This is a genomic window from Anaerolineae bacterium (assembly GCA_035529315.1).
GTDB lineage: Bacteria > Desulfobacterota > Desulfobacteria > Desulfobacterales > ETH-SRB1 > Desulfaltia.
In genome coordinates this window covers 1-17827 of record DATKWZ010000016.1, presented here as the reverse complement: position 1 = coordinate 17827, position 17827 = coordinate 1, and the positions used below count along the sequence as shown (strand labels likewise).

The following is a 17827-nucleotide window of genomic DNA, read 5'->3' as shown; positions in this document are numbered from 1 at the left end:
TGTTATCCTGTCAGGATTTTTTTCAAAGGGCTAAAAACATTATCGTTTTTTATATTTTTATGTTATTTAAATTATGTTTAACATAATCAGGAGGAATCGAAATTGGGAGGAATATAGAGCGGAGGCATTATGCCGGGCATATTCCATTAAACTTTCCATTTAACTGTGCTCTTTATTCTTTATTTCAGAGGTAGCATTTTGATCTTCATGAACCGGCTTAGCCAAAACGTGTCGCATCATAAACTGTCTGGATACCAGGGTACCGGTCGGCCGATAAAACGCAGCAGTGCATCGAGGGTTGTCAGCGGATGCGGCGGGCAGCCGGGGATATAAAGATCGACGGGCAGCACCGAAGCTGCGCCGTCGGACGCTTCGGGATGGCCGGCATATATTCCGCCACTGATTGCGCAGGCACCGCAGGCGATGACGATACGGGGCTCAGGCACGGCCGCATAGGTTTTTTCGAGGGCCAGACGCATGTTGTCCGTCACAGGGCCGGTTATCAGCAGGCCGTCCGCGTGCCGAGGCGAGGCAACAAACTGGATACCGAAACGGCCCATGTCCCAGGCCGGTGTTCCCAGCACGTTGATATCCGCTTCACAGGCATTGCACCCACCGGCCGAAACCTGCCTGAGCTTTAAGGAACGGCCAAAAAATTTGCGGGCTCGTTCGGACATGGCCTCGATACGGGCTTGTGAATCCGCTGAAAGGATCAGGTCCTCCCGTTGTGCGGCCGCCAACTGAGGGTTTGGGCTGAACGAAAGCGCTCCGCAGGAGCAGGCCTCTGCGCAGGCTCGGCAGAAGATGCAGCGCCCCAGGTCCAGCGTTAAGCGCTCGCCTTCGAGCCGGACGGCTTCGACCGGGCAGGCATCCCGGCAGGAACGGCATCCTTTTAGGCATTCACCGCAGAAAACCGGTCGCCCGGCAAACCGGTCCGGCATTTCCGGCAAGGAGCCGGCGGGATACCGCATCGTCCGGTGTTTCTGTTGCCATCTGGCTTTTAAAATATGGAACATAGTTCTGCCTTCTTTATAAATCGTGTCCGCAATAGGACAGGTTAAAGCTCTTGTTGCATAGTGGAAAATCCGAAATTTCCTGCCCGCGCAGCGCATAGGCCAGGCCGAACCAGTTGTGAAATGAGGGGTCGATGACTTTATAGAACTCGAAACGCCCCTGGGCGTCCGTGGCTGCCACATGGCAGATTTCCCCCCGCCAACCTTCGCTAAACGCGACAGCCATCCGGTCGGGGCCCGGCGAGTTGCACGCCTCAACCAGGCCGTTTTCAGCGGCTGGGGCTACAAGTTGCCGCCGGACAAACGCGATCGAATGCTTCAGTTCCAGCCAGCGGATGTAGGCTCTGGCAAAACAGTCACCCGTATGGTACGTGGCGGTAGGCAGGCTGTCGAACCTGTAAAGGGAATAGGGCAACTGGGTCCGAGCGTCACAGGGCAGCCCGCACGCCCGGGCTGCCACGCCCACCAGCCCGATTTGCCGTGCCAGATCCGCCGTCAGCGTCCCTGTTCCTTCCATGCGCGACAAAACCGAAGGCGCGCTGAACATCAGCGGCACGGCAGAGTTGAGATCTTTTTCCACGGCATCGAGGCGTTCTGCCAAAAGGCGGCGACGGTCCGCGCTGAGGCCGAAACGGACGCCGCCCGGTGTCAGCAGCCCCCGGCCGAAACGATTGCCGCAGATCAGCGCGGTCATATTCAGAACATCTCCCCGGATTCGACCGCAATAATTCAGCGTGGGCAGGAAACCAACATCGCCGGCCATCGCTCCTATATCCCCGATATGGTTAGCCATCCGTTCTAATTCGGCGGCAATGGCTCGGATCGCCTCGGCGCCGAGCGGCACCGTTGTTGCACAGAGGGCCTCCATTATAGCGCAGTAAGCTGCGGCATGGCCCACTGTGCTGTCGCCGGCAAGGGTCTCCATGTAATGCATAGTGCGCCGGCCGGGTCCGCCGACGAGGGCTCGTTCGATCCCGCGGTGCTGGTAGCCGAGTGAAATTTCCAGGTGATAAACGGTTTCACCGTGGCACTGAAAACGAAAATGCCCCGGTTCGATGATGCCCGCGTGTACCGGCCCAACCGCAACCTCGTGGACCTCCTCGCCGGCCATGGTGAAAAAATCGGTAATGCCCACCGCCGGCGTACCGGCGCCGCGGGCCGACGGCTGGAAGCGGATCGGCTTGAGCCAGGGGTGACCTTGCGGCCGAATCCCCCACTGCTCGAAGATTTCTCGCTCGAACCAGTGGGCCGATGGGCAGTCCGGCGTCAGTGACGGGTATATAGCATCGATTTTGGTGGCTACAATTCCTGCCTGTTCGCGCGCCGGCAGGCACAGTACCGCATAGAGCCTGAAACGACCGTTATGCTGTACTGCGAAGAGCGCCGAAAGGCGGCCGCCTCCGGCAACTTGCTCGATCACTTCACAGCGAAACCGATCAATGCCGATGAGCGGCACTGCCGCAGTCAAGACGGTTTCACCATTATACAGAAAGGGCATGTTCATGGACATCAGAAACCTCCTCCCAGGGTCGCGGCAGAGGCCTTGATCAACTTCCACAACGGCGGGGGCACCCACAACCCCAGTACGAAAACCACAGCCAGCAGTGTCGCCGGAACAGCCACGGATAGCATGGATTCGGCAGCCGGCCTCGAATGAATGAGTGGGGTATCCGGGAGGCCATAGGCCATCCGCATTCCGGCCCATGCCATGGCGGCAAAGGCTACAAATAAAGCTGTCAGATAACAGCCGGCTACGGCCCAGCGGCTCCCGGCGAGCGCGCCTTTGAGGATCATCAGCTCGCTGGTGAACAATCCAAAGGGAGGCGATCCGGTAATGGCTATAATTCCAGCCAGCCACAGCACGCCGCTGACCGGCAGGATGCCGAGCAGCCCACGGGCATCTCCGACATTCTTGCTCCGGTAAACCGCCAGGATATTGCCGGCCACAAAAAATAGCGCGGCTTTCGTCAAAGAATGGTTCAGCACATGCAGCATGGCTCCGGCGGAGGCTGCTCCGCCCAAACCGATGCCCACCGCGAGAATTCCCATATGTTCGACACTGGAATAGGCCAGCATGCGTTTATAATCGGTCAGGGAAATCAGTAGTATAGCCGCCCATACCATGGAAAACAGGCCGAAGAGAACCAACATGTCGCGTCCGAAATCGCCCAGGCCAGCGGCGACCAGCACGGTATGCATGCGCAGAATCGCCAGAAAAGCGCAGTTGAGAAGAGCCCCAGACAACAGTGCCGACACTAAGGATGGCGATTCGCTGTGGGCATCCGGTAGCCAGGTATGCATTGGGGCCAGGCCCATTTTGGTGCCGTAGCCCACCAGCATCAGCATAAATGCGGCCTTGAGCCAGGTTGGTGAAAAACCGGCGGCGTTTTTGACGAGCTCCGGCAGCAGCAAACTGTGCTCCAGACCGGGTCTGGCGGTGGTTGCGACGGCCAGAAAGAAATTGCCGAGCAGTGCCAGCGCGATTCCTACCGAACAGATCAGCAGATATTTCCAGGCCGCTTCCAGGCTGCGATGGTGCCGGTGATAATAGATCAACGGTGCACTGGCAAGCGTAGTGGCTTCCACCGCCACCCAGAGGATACCCATGTGGCTGGAAACGATTACCGTGGTCATGGCGGCCAGAAACAGCAGCAGGCAGCCGATAAAAATCTGTTCGGGGCGATTGCCGAATTGAAAGCCTTCCAGGTAATCGCGAATCGGGGCCTTTGGCGAGCGCTCGAGGTAGTCGATCGCATACAGGGAGGCTGCCAGAAACAGTCCGCTGCAGATGCTCAGAAATAAAAGAGATGCCGCGTCTACCGTCAGCCAGCCGGTTGCTGCGTTAAACGGCAGCGGCATTTGCCATGCCGCCAGCACAAGGGCGAAATGGGCCAGTGCGGCCGTGACCAGCAGGGTGCGGCTCAGTCGGTCGGAAGCCAGGGGGAAGGCCAATATGCCGCAGGCTGCCGGAATCAGAATTAATGCCCAGATCATGACTTCAATCCTTCAAATTTGATAACCGGTTCGTATCAATATGATCAAATTCCCGGTTGATATGACAAATCATGATGCCCATGATGAAAACGGCCGCAAAAACGTCCAGCAGCACTCCGGCTTGGACGAGCCACGGCTCGTGTATCGCAAAGGCGACGCCGAACAGGTAGATGCCGTTTTCCATAGTGACAAAGCCCAATACCTGGTTGATGGCCTTGCGGCGGGTTACGATGAGAAACAGCCCGGTCAGCATCGTGAACAACGTACCCGAAACCAGCCAATGCGCCCCCCCAGCGGCAAATGGCACCTCCAGCGACCGTGTCGCCAGGAGACTGAGCACGAACATGCCGGTACCGATCAGAACTGAAAGGGTGTAGCCGACCAAGGGATCGATTTCCCGCACCACGCCGGTCTCGCGCATGGCCCTGCGGACCATGGCGGGAAGGACGCCGGCTTTAATGGCTGTGGCTGACGTCACAAGGGCCACCGTCCAGAAACTTGGTGCTGTTTGCGACAGGAGCGCCAAGGCGCCGATCACCAGCGCCTGGATAGCCACCGTCTGCACGCAGGCACCGAGCCGGCTGACGCCCATCAGCCTGAGATTCAACAGGATCATCACAATTACCAGAAATTCATCTAAAGCTTGCATCATATTCACCGTACCGCCATGATGACGGCCAAAAGGGAAAGTACGCCGGCGGCTACGATCAACTGGGGCACGCGGACCAGTCGCAGGCGGGCCATCATCGATTCGATGCACCCAACAACCACCCCAAGAATCAGCATTGCTCCCAGACCGAGTGCCAGATTCAAGACGGGAACCGTCGTCCGCAGAGGCAGTGCAATGGAAACCAGGAGGGCGCTTAGCACCCAGAACTTGATAGCGGATGCATACTCAATCAGCGCCAGGTCCACACCGCCGTTATCCAGTATCATGACCTCGTGGATCATCGTCAGTTCCAGATGGGTATTGGGGTCATCAAAGGGAATGCGGGCATTTTCAGCCAGCAAAACCACCAACAGTGCGCCCGATGCCAGCAGCACGGTGGCACCGCCTTCCCAGGCCGGCACTCCGGCCCAGACCTGGCTGCTGAGTGTACTCAGTGAAACGGCATGAACTTTAGCGGAGATGGCGGCCAATCCAGTCAGCAGCGCCACTTCCGTCAGAGCTGAAAACTGTACTTCCCGACTGGCCCCCATCCCTTCAAAGGCTGAGCCGGTATCCAGGGCGGCTATAACGGTAAAAAAACGCATCAACCCCAAGGTGTATGCCATAAGCAGCAGATCGCCCGGAAAAGCCACCAGGGCTGGAATATCACCCAGGGGTACCAGCAGCAGTGCTATTAACGCGGCCGCCAGTCCCACCACGGGACCGGCGCGGAAAACCCACGATGTGGTACGGCTGTATACCGCTCCCTTGCGAAGCAGCTTGAACAGGTCATAATAGGACTGCAGCAGCGGCGGGCCGCTTCGACCTCCGAAGAAGGCCTTGACCCGATTGATCAGGGCCAGCAGCAGAGGGCTTGCCGTTAACGCCAGCAAAATATGAAATAGGGCATAGGCATGTGTCATGGCTCGGTCCTCACCACAGGTTCCAGATCAGCAGCAGCAGGACGGTCACAAGGATATACAGAATATACAGGTGAGTTTGTCCCTGCTGGATCCGGCGAAAAATGTCGGCCAGCCTGACGATTGTCCGGATTGCCGGCGCGTAAACCCTCTGGACAAATAAATCCGGTGTTTGGTTGTGCAGGCCGGCAGCGGCGGGGAAGAGGCCCTGCGGCTTCTTAAGGTCGCAGCGCGTTCGCAAAACCGTCTGGAACATTCCGATCAGGGGCTGGGCATATGAAGAGGCGGTATATTGCATGCGTGGTGTCGGGGCCGCATAGCCGCAGTCCCAGGTAACAGCTGTGCGGACCATGCGGCGTCGCAGCAGCATCGAGCGCAGTCCGGCAAGCAGCGCCGTCAAACCTATCAGAACCAGTGCTGCTATGCTGATTGGAGTCATCAGGTCCTGCAGCCTTTTCAGGAGGACGGTATTTACCGCAGCAGGCGTTAGTTGGGCCACCGCCGGCATCACCAGCTGGACCATTTCCGCTGCGGTCAGGCCGATGAAGACGCACAGGGCCGCCAGCGTAACCATAGGCCAGCACATGGACAGCGGCGCTTCATGGACCCCGACTGCGTCGCTGGTGCGTGGTTCTCCCAGAAAGACTGCTCCTAATGCCTTGGTGAAACAGGCTGCCGCCAGACCGCCGATAAGGGCCAAACTGCCGATGACAACGATTCCGCCCCAGACCTGGGTACCTGCGGCCACGCTGCTGAAAGCGGCGGAATAAATGAGGAACTCGCTGACAAACCCGCTAAGCGGTGGCAGGGCGCAAATCGCCGCTGCCCCCACCAAAAAGGCGGCGCCGGTCACCGGCATGGGTTTGATCAGACCGCCCAGGCGATCAATCGCCCGGGTCCCGGTGGCGTGCAGGACAGACCCGGCACCCAGAAAGAGCAGACTTTTGAAAATGCCGTGATTGATCACATGCAGCAGTGCGCCGCAAAAGCCCATCGCCGCCACGACAGGGTTGCCGGAAACGTCCCCCAGGATGCCGATCCCCAGGCCCACTGTGATAATTCCCATATGTTCGACACTGGAATAGGCCAGCAGCCGTTTTAAGTCATGCTGCGCCAGCGCAAAAAGAATGCCGGCAACACCGGACACCGCTCCGATCACGATCAGCGCCCAGCCCCACCAGGCGTCGGGTGCCTTGAGAAACGTCATTACCCGCAGCAGACCGTAGATGCCGGTTTTGATCATGACGCCGCTCATCAGGGCCGAAACGTGCGAAGGAGCCGCCGGATGTGCCTCGGGTAGCCAGAAGTGCAGGGGCACGAAGCCGGCCTTGGTTCCGAAACCGATCAAGGCCATCGCAAAGACTATCGATGCCAACAAACCCGACGCAGACAAGGCGGCAAAATCCAGGCTGTCGTCGGCGCCCAGCAACAGAAACATGATCAGTAAAAATGCCGTTCCCAGATGGGCGGCCACCAGATATGTCCAGCCGGCCCGCATCACCTCGTCCTTTTCATGGTCGAACATGACCAGAAAAAATGAGGACAGGGACATGGCCTCCCAGGCCAGCAGAAACAGAAAGCCGTCCCGGGCCACCACCACCAGCAGCATGGCGGCTATGAGCAGATTGTACCAGCACCAGCTCATCGCGACCTTTCCATTGCCGGGATCATCTGCCAGATAACCGCGGCCATAAGCTGCCGCCAGCACGCCGATTACTGCAATTAAGGACACGAAAAGCGCCGACAGGGGATCGAGGCCGACGTGCAGCGATCCCATTGGCACCTGCCAAGGAGCCGCGATGTCAACCGTCGTTCCGGCGATCAGGCTGCGCAGTCCGGCGAAAGCCGCAATAGCCGCACCGGCTATTGCGCTCCAGGGCCCGATCCACTGCGTCCGGGTGCAGCGCAGAACAGCCGCGGCTATCGCCCCGACGAGCAAAATAAAAAAAGATAACAGCAGGGGCGTCATGACAGGTTTCCTCTATCCATCAAATTTTGGACGGCAACCGTTCTGTCGATGGCTTCGGCTTGTTGCAAAAGTTCCTCACGCGGTGCCTTGCGGGCGATCGCCGCCTTGAAATCGGGCTGACGCATGGCAAAGGAGAGCCGGGACAGCAACTGCAGATGGCCGTGAATTGTGGAACTGACAATGGTAAAAAGGGTATGTACGGGCCGGCCGTCGAGGGCGTCGAATTCAACCCGCTGTTCCAGGAAGCTCAGCGACATGATCGGTCGGGGAACATGCATGACGATCGGATTGCGGACGTGCGGGATGGCCACCCCGTCGCCGATTCCGGTGGAACACAGCGACTCGCGTGCCAGGAGCACTTCCAGTAGAAAATCCCGGTCCACTTCAGCGGGCAGCGACATGATCCGGACCACTTTTGCCAATACCGCTGCCTTGTCCCCGCCGGGAACATGGTAGAAGACCCCGCCCGTCCGCAGCGCTTCCGCTATTCCCGGAAATTCGCACGGGTCGTCCGGGTGCGCTTTTCCCAGGATATCGGGAGCCAGTGGCAGATGTTTCGCCATTGCCCAATCGAGCAGTTCAATACGGTTGAACCGGTACTGATCGTTGATGCAATGGGCAGGCAGGTTGCGTTTGGCAATCCATTGATAAACGGTCTTTTCCGAAACATTCAGAAGTGCCGAGACATCACGAACGACAAGTTTCATTATACCTTTTCCCGCAGTCTTTGGAAGACCATAAGACGCTCCTTAAATTGCATAAACTTTTTTCTTTACACCCGGTCCTGGCGGCTGTCAAGATGATTTAGCCGGATTGTTCCATACCCATGTGGTGAGCAAGAATAAGTTCGGTTTAATCAGACCCCTCGATTAAAAGTGTCTCAAAATAAAAAAGTTTACTATTATATGGAATCCGCATAATCATGATAATTTAAATAAAATGTGGAAAAAAATACAACTTTATTATAAGTACATGTCATATCTTTATCAACTTATCCACTGGACACTTGCTTGCCGACCTTCTTGAACCAAGAGCAAAGTTTTCACCACTGTGGGGGAGATTATGGAAGATAATTATCAGGGGTTTTTTAAGGGACAGTTTCTTATAGCTATGCCGGGCATGACAGATCCGAATTTTTTCCAGACTGTCATCTGTATTTCTGAACATACCCAGGAAGGTGCCGTGGGTATTGTTGTGAATCGACCTCATCCTGCCATAGTTGGAAAGGATATTTTTGATGAACTTAAAATAAATCATGTTTCCGATTCTGAATCAATACCTATATATATTGGCGGGCCTGTTCATGTCGGTGAAATTTTTGTTCTGCATGGGCCTCCATTTAACTGGGAGAGCTGTCTTATGGTTACACCTTCCCTTGCCATGAGCAACAGCAGGGATATTATAGAGGTGATAGCAATGGGCGAGGGGCCTGAAGCCTGCATTGTAAGTGTAGGATGTGCCGGCTGGGGTGAAGGTCAGCTTGAATCGGAGATAAAGGAAAATGTATGGCTGACATGCCCTATTTCTGAAAAGATTATTTTTGAGATACCGGGTGAGTACATGTGGGAAGAGGCTGTGAAAAAAATGGGGATAGATCCGGGTAAGCTTTCGGATATAGCGGGGCATGCCTGATAAAAATAAAACCGCCCCTCATATTAATCTATTTTTTTGGTTTTTGCTTTTGGTTCGGACTTCTTTTTTCTAAGACAAACCTTGTCTTTCCTGACAAAAGCGCAAAGTTTGGGATTGTAATACTCTTTACAGTTTAATGGATTATATAACGGGCATTCCGGGTTTTTTTCTGACATAAATATATTTCCTCGTAGATTAATTTTCTCCCTCAGGAAAGGGAGTTGTGCTTATTGCCAACATAAGACTAATCGTCAAATAAGCTGGCAATTTTATTTAACATAACACAAAATATTAAATTTTACAAGGCATTAAGTCAGGAATGTTGTCAGGAATTGTTTTACATGTTATGTCCGTCGCAGTTTCTCCAGATTAGTTTTTGCAAAATCAATTTCAGGATCTATTGATAAGGCTATTTCATAGTACTTGATGGCCTTTCCCCTTTTTCCCATGTCACGATAATTAGAGGCAATATTTGCATAATCGATGGCAGAACCCGGATCGAGTTTAAGTACTTTCCGGAAGCACTCTATAGCCTTTTCATGCTTTTTGAGAGAAAAATTGCAAAAACCCATAAGATTGTAAATATCTGTTTTTGCGCTGTCGGATTCTTCCCCTTTTTTTAATACATCAAGAGCTTTTCTATATTCTCCGATATTTTTCAGACATACACCCATATAGGAATAGATGCTTGCAACATCCTGTTTTATAGGGTTAAGTTCAAGCGCCTGGTTAAAATAGGTTAATGCTGTTTCAGGGTCGTTAATAGATAGAAAGCATGAACCAAGATAGAATTTAATATAATACTTTCCAGGAAGCAAACTATCCATCTTTTTTAGTTCAGAAATAGCCGTTTGGGGGTTTTTGTTTTTTGATATCAGCTTGGCTGAAAACATCCCAACACTGGCCCCCAGTGAACGTTCCCTGAAATGCGCTCCTGGTATAATTGTATAGAAAGCCGGTATTTTCAGTAAGGGATGCGTTGTATCAACTATAATCACCTCAAAACCTTTTTTTGCAAGCATGGAAATGCAGTTTTGAACCTCAATCTTTATGTTATTGTCTGAAATGTCGGGAAGGGCGGTTATATTGATTTTAGTTTCCGAGTTGGTTATGAATTCAGCTTCTTTGATTTTTTTTAATTTAGGGAGACCGCTTGCCACATAATTGGAGCAGGTATTAAAGTCACCGGCAAGCTGGGCTACTTCTGAGAGGGCTCGACTTAAAGCTTTTTGCGGATCCGGAGTTGTTCCAGCGGTCCATACAATTTCGCTTTTTTCCGGGAAGGTCGATGGGTCATAGGCCAATATCCCGACTGTGGGGATACCTAAGTCGAGCGTAAAATCCGAAATATAAAGTTTTATGCCGGCATTTCTGTACTTTTGAATCATTTCCTTGACAAGCGGTTCTGTGGCTGAATCAGCACTAATTGAGGGTATTTTCAGGTTGTTTTGACCGATTATGGATGATGTGTGCCTTTCCACAACCTCGCAGATGCCTTGTATTAAGGCTTCTTCGGCACAGTTGCCTGCAGATGTCCCATTAAACTCATTGATTGTGAAAAACCAGTTAAAAGGGATAAGGGTTTCTTTATTTTGTGTCAGATTATATGCCCGTGTCCATTTTAAGGGTATGTTTTCAAATATTTTTTTGGTTGTTTCCAGTTCGTTTGAATCATCATGAACTGATTCGGCAATCATCTCAAAGGATATTGCCCTGTCTTTTAAATTTCTATATTTTTCAATGATAAAGTTATCAGGATTATTGTAGAAACTGTAAAAGGAAAATCTTTCTGCCAGCTCCATTACAGCGCTGGCCTCTGCCTGATGCGGGGTGGCTCCTTTTCCCATTTGTTTTTTTGTTCCAATAACCGACAATGCATCCTTGCCGCAACAGCTAAGATAAACCGGTATGCCCAATCTACCATTGTCTATTCTTTCGGTACTTTTAAGAATGTCGAGGTCAAGATTTTTCAGTTTTTCCTTGAACCGCTTAACTGTTTCTTCAGGGGGCACTATTTTATCCTGATCCAGTGTAAAGCCTTTAAATGCATCGTTTAATATAATCTTATTTGTCATTGATTTCGTTGTATTTCCTTATTTTGTATGTCATGTAATTAACTCAAGAAAATCCGGACGCGCTCACAGTGATATTTTTTTACCACAATTTTATATCATATAATAATAAAACTTAAAACTTGTTTTAAATTGACCGGTTTTATGCTATTTGATATATATATAAAATATTTTGTGGGGATGTAGCTCAGCTGGGAGAGCGCGGCGTTCGCAATGCCGAGGCCAGGGGTTCGAGCCCCCTCATCTCCACCATATTTTAACATATTAGAGAGGAACCCCTGTTAAATAAAAAATATTTAAAAAAAGGGTATGGATATGAGGATGAATATGGAACGTATGGCTGAAGTTAAGCGAAAAACAAAAGAAACAGAGATTAATATTAAGATGAATATAAGCGGAACAGGTAACCATGAAATTTCTTCCGGCATACCATTCTTTGATCATATGCTTAGCCTTTTTGCTGTTCACGGATTTTTTGATGTCTCAATATTTGCCGAAGGGGACATTGAAGTTGATTTTCATCATACTGTTGAGGACGTCGGACTTGTATTAGGGGATGCTTTTCATAAGGCTCTTGGAGATAGAAAAGGTATAAAACGATATGGTCATGCTGTTGTGCCGATGGATGATGCCTTAACCTCGGTTACCGTTGATCTGTCAAACCGTCCTTTTCTTATTTACAATGTTTCTGGTATTACATGCTCAAGTGGAGGTTCTTTTGACATTCATATTGCCAAGGAATTTTTCAGAGCATTTGCGACCAGGAGCGGAATGAATCTTCATATTAATGTATTGTACGGTGAGAATGAACATCACGTTATTGAATCTATTTTTAAGGCAGCCGGCAAAGCTCTTGATCAGGCGACCTCTTTTGATGAGCGTATATCAAGCGTTTGTTCCACTAAAGGCAGCTTATAAGAGAGGCTCCTATATATGCATACAATTAAACAAAATTTAGCATTTTTCAAGGGTCTCAAATTCTTTAATGCCGCGTTGCTTAAGCTTTTGTTTATTTCCTTTATATTTTTATTGCCTGCCTGCAGGTCACATGTAACCGCTCTGGAACCAGCGTCTGCTCCTTTGACCAGGGAAAAACTTCTAATTTTACCTTTTAAAAACATATCCGGGATATATGGGGAAAACATTAGTGCCAGGTGCCCTTTGTGCGGCAATGTTTTTATGACCGGAGAGGTGATTGATGATGCAGAGGATATTTTAACGCAGAGCCTGATTTCTTTGATGGAAAGCCGTAAAGGGGTGGAGTTAATTCCTTTGGAACAGGCCCGGGGTGTCTGGTCCGAAATGTTATCAAGAGATGAGAACAGACTGTCGGAGCGTGACCAAATAGTTGAGACAGGACGCATTTTAGGCGCTGACGCAGTTATGGCCGGATATGTTTATCGCTTCAGGCAACGGATCGGCACCGGATATTCTGTTGATTCGCCTGCTTCCGCGGCGTTTGATGTCCATCTTGTTGATGTGAGCGGCCGCCGTATATTGTGGACACGACGCTTTGATGAGACTCAATGTTCACTTTTTGAAAATCTTTTTAAAATCGGCACTTTTTTAAAAAGAAAGGGGGCCTGGGTTACCGTTGATAAAATGGCTGTTTCCGCTCTCGAAGATATGCTTAAAACATTAGTAACCCTGAAACCTGAACCCTGAACTTATGAACACATACAAATCATGATTATAATACCTGCGATTGATATAAAAAATGGTAGATGTGTGCGCCTCTTTCAGGGGAAGATGGATACTGAAACTGTTTTTTCCGATGATCCGGCGGCTATGGCCAGGAGGTGGGAGAAGGAAGGAGCGGAAATCATCCATGTGGTTGATCTTGACGGGGCTTTTGAGAAAACTCCGCAAAACCTGCATTCCATAAAGAAAATAATTGAGAGCATAAAAGTGCCTGTTCAGGTTGGAGGCGGAATCCGTAATATTGATACTATTAAGTTATTTTTGGATCTTGGAGTAACAAGAGTTATTATCGGAACAGAAGCGGTCAAAAACCCTCAGCTGGTAAAGGATGCGTGCAGGCTGTTCCCGAAACAGATAATCGTGGGAATTGATGCGCGTAATGGGCTGGTTGCAATAGAGGGTTGGGCACAGACTACTAAAATGGTGGCCGTGGATCTGGCAAAAAAATTTGAAGATTGCGGGGTAGCTGCAATAAATTTTACAGATATCCAGAGGGATGGGATGCAGACCGGTCCGAACATTATTGAAACCAGACATCTTGCAGAGGCTGTATCTATACCTGTGATTGCTTCAGGGGGTGTTTCAACAATAGAGGATATAATAAACCTGATTTCCTTAAAACAGGCCGGCGTTGTAGGCGTAATAACCGGCAGAGCATTATACAGCGGAACTCTTAGCCTGAGAGAGGCTATTGAAGTGTCAAAAAAATATCATTAAAACCTCTTATAATAAAATCCACCCGGTTTTTCCGTATTAGTTCAGCCACAAAGGCCTGTCTGTGTGCGAGTTCATATTTACAAGTCTTAGAATCTTTATGGCTGAACCGCAATAGCGAGCGCATTCCCCGCAGCCTGTCAGAGTAAAGCGGAGATTATTATATTTTCTCTTGACAATGTAATATAAAATAATAATATTAAAAGTTTAAAAATAATATTTTAATAAATGAAGTTCTCCATTTATATAGAACCTTCCGATACTACCTACTTTCCCTTTTCAAGGGTAATGGAGGATGCATTTCTTGGTGGTTTATATCCCAGAAGAAAAAATTAATAACATTAAAAACGCAGCTGATATTGTTGATATTATATCAGAGGTGATAGTTTTAAAGAAGTCAGGAAAAAATTTTCTTGGACTTTGTCCGTTTCATCCAGAAAAAACCCCTTCCTTTACCGTTAGCCCCGGCAAACAGATATTCTATTGCTTTGGATGTGGTGCAGGAGGAAATGTTTTTAGCTTTCTTATGAAACAGGAAGGCATTTCATTTCCTGAAGCGGCAAGAATGCTGGCCAGGCGATACAGCATCGATATCCCGGTTCGAACAATGTCTCCGGAACAGAAAAGACAAATTAGCGAAAGAGAAAGTGTGCTTGCAATAAACAGACAGGCAATGGATTTTTTTCGCTGCGCCTTGCTTGAAAACATATCAGGGAAAAAGGCAATGAAATATCTGCTGAACCGGGGGATAAGCAGAGAGATTATCGATGATTTTAAGCTTGGATATGCGCCGGAAGGTTGGGATAATCTTGCGATTTATTTTTCAAAAAAGAAACAACCGGATGGGCTTGTTGAGAAATCAGGGTTGATTATTCCAAAAAAAGGCAAGGGCGGTTTCTATGATCGTTTTAGATCCCGTATCATTTTTCCGATTTTTGATATAAGTATGCAGGTTATCGGTTTTGGCGGACGTGTGCTGGATGATTCCCTGCCAAAATATCTTAATTCTCCGGAGACACTTGTGTACAACAAGAGCCGTTCCCTTTATGGGTTGCATATGGCTAAAGGAAAATGCAGAGAAAATAAAACTGTTTTCATTGTTGAGGGCTATTTTGATCTTTTAGCGCTTCATCAGCACGGCATCCAGAATTCAGTCGCAACCCTTGGGACGTCGTTGACTCCGGAACATGTGCAGATTCTCAGAGGATTTATCGGAAAGAATGGCAGGGTTGTGCTTGTCTATGATTCAGACATAGCCGGGATAAAGGCTGCTCAAAGAAGTATAGAGGTGTTTGACAAAGGATATGTGGACGCCGCTATTGTTGTATTGCCTGTTGGTCATGATCCTGATTCGTATCTTTTGGAATTTGGGGCTGAGCCATTTATAAGTCTGGCTGCAGAATCAAAAGGTGTTATCTCGTTTTTAATAGATTGCGCGGTTAAAAAGCATGGGCTTTCAACTGAAGGGAAAATACATATTATTTCAGACATGAAAGTACCTTTAGCAGCTATAAACGATAATGTCGCAAGATCATTGTATGTCAAGGAACTTGCCGAACGTTTTGGTATCGATGAAACAGCGGTTTTGGAGAAGGTGAGACAAGCCTCTTCGGGAAGAAGCTCGGATGTCGCGAAACCTGTTGCGGATTATGTGCTTAAAAATAATGGTAACAGGCTTGAGACGCAGATAATAGCGATGATGCTTCAATTCCCGGAAGTATTGTCCGAAGTAGATAATCGTGGGTTGCTCAATCTTTTTGAAGATAATATTTTGAAATCTATCGGACAGGTTATTTTAAAGCTCAAGGACTGCTCAGGTGAGCTGGCTTCAGAACTTATGACTATTATTGATGATAAAGATAAAAAAAGTATTATAGCATCTCTGGCAATGGGGGATGAGTTGTGGGATCGCAATAAGTGTTTAAAGCGTATTGCGCAATTTGAGTCCAGCAGGTATCGCCATGAGAGAAAGTTGTTACAGGAAATAAAGGATGCAGAAGATCGTAATGACGATGAGCTGGTATTCCGTTTGTTAAAGAAAAAGCGAACGCAGGTAAAAAACAAAATAAAAAACCCTTAAGTCTGTTGGAGGCTGGAATATATGGCAAAAAAATTGGTGGCAAAGCAAAAGAGTGTAAAGAAGGACAAAGGGAAGGTATTGCCGGAGAAGGTAAATAAAAAACAAAAGATCGCAAAGATGGTTAGCAGAAAGACATCACCAGAGATGGCGGATGCAGAGCAAAAAAAGATAGAAAAGGTTAACAGGAAGATATTAAAAAACCTTATTTTAAAAGGTAGAGAGCAGGGGCGCTTAACTTATGATGAAATTAATGCGGCGTTTCCCAATGACATACTTTCTTCGGAACAGATTGATGAAACGCTCATGATATTTGATGAACTCGATATTGATGTTATTGATAAAAAGAAAGTGAAAGTATCTGCCCGCAAACAAAAAACAGGAAATGATACAACTGCAGGTAATAATGAATCTACGGCAGATTTTGGCACAGTAGCTGATCCGGTTAAGATGTATCTGCGTGAAATGGGTTATGTGACCCTTTTAAGCAGGGAAGGGGAGGTTGAAATAGCTAAGAAAATCGAAGTCGGTGAGCAGGAAGTTTTAAGGGCGATGATAGATTCGGAAGTTGGAGTAAAGTATGTTTTAGCTATTGCAGACAGTATTGAAAATGAGGAGCTTCGTATAAAACATGTGTTAAGGGATGTTGACGAAGGAGATATATATATTGACGAAGTGTTTCAGGTTGAAAAGTTTTTAAGCACGATCCGTTCTATTGAGAAAATATACGAAAAAAACATGGTTTATCGAGAAAAACTTATGTCATCTGGTCTGAGCGCCGACAAACAACGTCGGATCAGGAAAAATATTACACTACAAAACAATAAAATATTCGACTTGCTAAAACAATGGCGTTTTGAAGTTGGGATAATTGACCAGATTGAAGCAATTATCAAAGGCCATATTGACTGGTTCGACTCGATGAACAAAAAGATAATAATGTGTGCTGATAAGGTTAACTCAACGCTTACCGAGCTTCGCGCCAATTTAAAAACACAAAAGAAGTTTGTTGAATGGGCGGGTGGCCGATGTAATCTGACTAAAGATGAACTGGTTTTACTTTTTATGGAACTAAAGAACATTTTAAATCAGATATATGATAACGAAAATCTCATAAAGGCCAATAGCCGAACCTTAAAAAGGGTTCTATCTTGTGTTGAAACCGGACGCCGCAAGGCTAAAATAGCTAAGAGTGAGCTGACAAAGGCGAATTTACGACTTGTCGTTAGTATTGCCAAAAAATATACAAACAGAGGATTGCAATTTCTGGATCTGATTCAGGAAGGAAATATAGGTCTTATGAAGGCGGTGGATAAATTTGAATATCGCCGAGGTTATAAATTCAGCACATATGCTACATGGTGGATACGACAGGCTATAACCCGGGCGATTGCGGATCAGGCTAGAACAATCCGGATTCCGGTCCATATGATTGAAACTATAAACAAGCTTATCCGAACCTCAAGATCCCTGGTTCAGGAGTTGGGGCGAGACCCTAAACCCGAGGAAATAGCTGAGAAAATGGAACTTCCCCTGGACAAGGTTCGCAAGGTTTTAAAGATTGCAAGAGAACCTATTTCACTTGAGACTCCCATCGGAGAAGAAGAGGACAGCCATCTTGGCGATTTCATAGAAGATAAAAAATTTATGCTTCCTTCGGATGCTGCTGTAAACCTGAACCTTGCAGAGCAGACAAGAAAGGTTCTTGCGACGTTGACTCCGCGTGAAGAGAAGGTGCTGCGCATGCGATTCGGGATAGGGGAAAAGGCTGATCATACACTTGAAGAGGTGGGACAGGATTTTACTGTTACACGTGAGAGGATAAGACAGATAGAGGCTAAGGCCTTGAGGAAATTGAGACATCCGACCAGAAGTCGTAAACTTAAAAGCTTTATTGAAACCTAACTCTTGACAAAACTTATTTCTAAGAGTAAAAAAATTGATTTGTGGCCAAGTTGATTCGTGGGCCCATAGCTCAGCTGGAAGAGCCACCGGCTCATAACCGGTCGGTCCCTGGTTCGAACCCAGGTGGGCCCATACATCTGTTTTGATCAAGGCGTGGGGATGAGTAACCACGCCTTTTTTT

At 48.5% G+C, this 17827-nt stretch carries 15 protein-coding genes and 2 tRNA genes; 8 read left to right on the top strand and 9 right to left on the bottom strand.

The genetic code is table 11. From position 1 onward, the window contains the following. Positions 1 to 236: 236 nt before the first annotated feature. Genes VMW78_03170 through VMW78_03140 form a run of 7 tightly spaced genes read right to left on the bottom strand, consistent with a single transcriptional unit; the run spans position 237 to position 8252 of the window. On the bottom strand, positions 237 to 1016 hold the full coding sequence (locus VMW78_03170) for a hydrogenase (protein ID HUV50009.1): 780 nt from the start codon (positions 1014 to 1016) through the stop codon (positions 237 to 239). Positions 1017 to 1029: 13 nt separating this feature from the next. After that, entirely contained in the window at positions 1030 to 2523 is a 1494-nt protein-coding gene (locus tag VMW78_03165; GenBank protein HUV50008.1) for an NADH-quinone oxidoreductase subunit C, read from the bottom strand. Then, positions 2523 to 4007: a proton-conducting transporter membrane subunit gene (locus tag VMW78_03160; GenBank protein ID HUV50007.1), complete on the bottom strand. Its 1485-nt coding sequence runs from the start codon at positions 4005 to 4007 to the stop codon at positions 2523 to 2525. Before VMW78_03160 ends, VMW78_03165 begins: the two co-directional genes overlap by 1 nt. Before the next feature lie 4 nt (positions 4008 to 4011). Then, positions 4012 to 4659, bottom strand: a complete 648-nt coding sequence (locus tag VMW78_03155) for an NADH-quinone oxidoreductase subunit K (protein ID HUV50006.1) — start codon at positions 4657 to 4659, stop codon at positions 4012 to 4014. A gap of 2 nt (positions 4660 to 4661) precedes the next feature. Then, entirely contained in the window at positions 4662 to 5579 is a 918-nt protein-coding gene (locus VMW78_03150) for an NADH-quinone oxidoreductase subunit H (protein ID HUV50005.1), read from the bottom strand. A 10-nt stretch (positions 5580 to 5589) separates the two neighbouring features. Next, the gene (locus tag VMW78_03145; protein ID HUV50004.1) at positions 5590 to 7545 is read right to left on the bottom strand and encodes a proton-conducting transporter membrane subunit; all 1956 of its coding nucleotides are present in this window, start codon (positions 7543 to 7545) and stop codon (positions 5590 to 5592) included. Beyond that, positions 7542 to 8252: a PTS sugar transporter subunit IIA gene (locus tag VMW78_03140; protein ID HUV50003.1), complete on the bottom strand. Its 711-nt coding sequence runs from the start codon at positions 8250 to 8252 to the stop codon at positions 7542 to 7544. Before VMW78_03140 ends, VMW78_03145 begins: the two co-directional genes overlap by 4 nt. 355 nt (positions 8253 to 8607) lie before the next feature. On the opposite strand from VMW78_03140, the gene VMW78_03135 reads away from it, so the two are divergent. Beyond that, a complete protein-coding gene (locus tag VMW78_03135) occupies positions 8608 to 9177 on the top strand; it encodes a YqgE/AlgH family protein (GenBank protein HUV50002.1) in 570 nt (189 codons plus the stop codon). A 23-nt stretch (positions 9178 to 9200) separates the two neighbouring features. Here VMW78_03135 and VMW78_03130 read toward each other — a convergent pair whose 3' ends face one another. Both VMW78_03130 and VMW78_03125 read right to left on the bottom strand, forming a co-directional pair. After that, positions 9201 to 9353: a hypothetical protein gene (locus VMW78_03130; GenBank protein HUV50001.1), complete on the bottom strand. Its 153-nt coding sequence runs from the start codon at positions 9351 to 9353 to the stop codon at positions 9201 to 9203. Positions 9354 to 9521: 168 nt separating this feature from the next. After that, a complete protein-coding gene (locus VMW78_03125; GenBank protein HUV50000.1) occupies positions 9522 to 11252 on the bottom strand; it encodes a YcaO-like family protein in 1731 nt (576 codons plus the stop codon). 173 nt (positions 11253 to 11425) lie between these two features. Between VMW78_03125 and VMW78_03120 the strand changes: the two genes are divergently transcribed. From VMW78_03120 to VMW78_03090, 7 genes are all read left to right on the top strand, one after another. Then, positions 11426 to 11501 (top strand) — tRNA-Ala (locus VMW78_03120). Positions 11502 to 11576: 75 nt separating this feature from the next. Next, positions 11577 to 12167 (top strand): imidazoleglycerol-phosphate dehydratase HisB, encoded by a 591-nt coding sequence (gene hisB / locus VMW78_03115; GenBank protein ID HUV49999.1) that lies wholly within the window; start codon positions 11577 to 11579, stop codon positions 12165 to 12167. A 15-nt stretch (positions 12168 to 12182) separates the two neighbouring features. Continuing rightward, the gene (locus tag VMW78_03110; protein HUV49998.1) at positions 12183 to 12914 is read left to right on the top strand and encodes a hypothetical protein; all 732 of its coding nucleotides are present in this window, start codon (positions 12183 to 12185) and stop codon (positions 12912 to 12914) included. Positions 12915 to 12935: 21 nt separating this feature from the next. Beyond that, positions 12936 to 13667 (top strand): 1-(5-phosphoribosyl)-5-[(5-phosphoribosylamino)methylideneamino]imidazole-4-carboxamide isomerase, encoded by a 732-nt coding sequence (hisA, locus tag VMW78_03105; GenBank protein ID HUV49997.1) that lies wholly within the window; start codon positions 12936 to 12938, stop codon positions 13665 to 13667. Positions 13668 to 13971: 304 nt separating this feature from the next. Next, positions 13972 to 15744: a DNA primase gene (gene dnaG / locus VMW78_03100; protein ID HUV49996.1), complete on the top strand. Its 1773-nt coding sequence runs from the start codon at positions 13972 to 13974 to the stop codon at positions 15742 to 15744. Positions 15745 to 15765: 21 nt separating this feature from the next. Next, on the top strand, positions 15766 to 17646 hold the full coding sequence (gene rpoD / locus VMW78_03095) for an RNA polymerase sigma factor RpoD (protein ID HUV49995.1): 1881 nt from the start codon (positions 15766 to 15768) through the stop codon (positions 17644 to 17646). A gap of 59 nt (positions 17647 to 17705) precedes the next feature. Then, positions 17706 to 17778, top strand: a tRNA-Ile gene (locus VMW78_03090). Positions 17779 to 17827 lie beyond the last annotated feature (49 nt).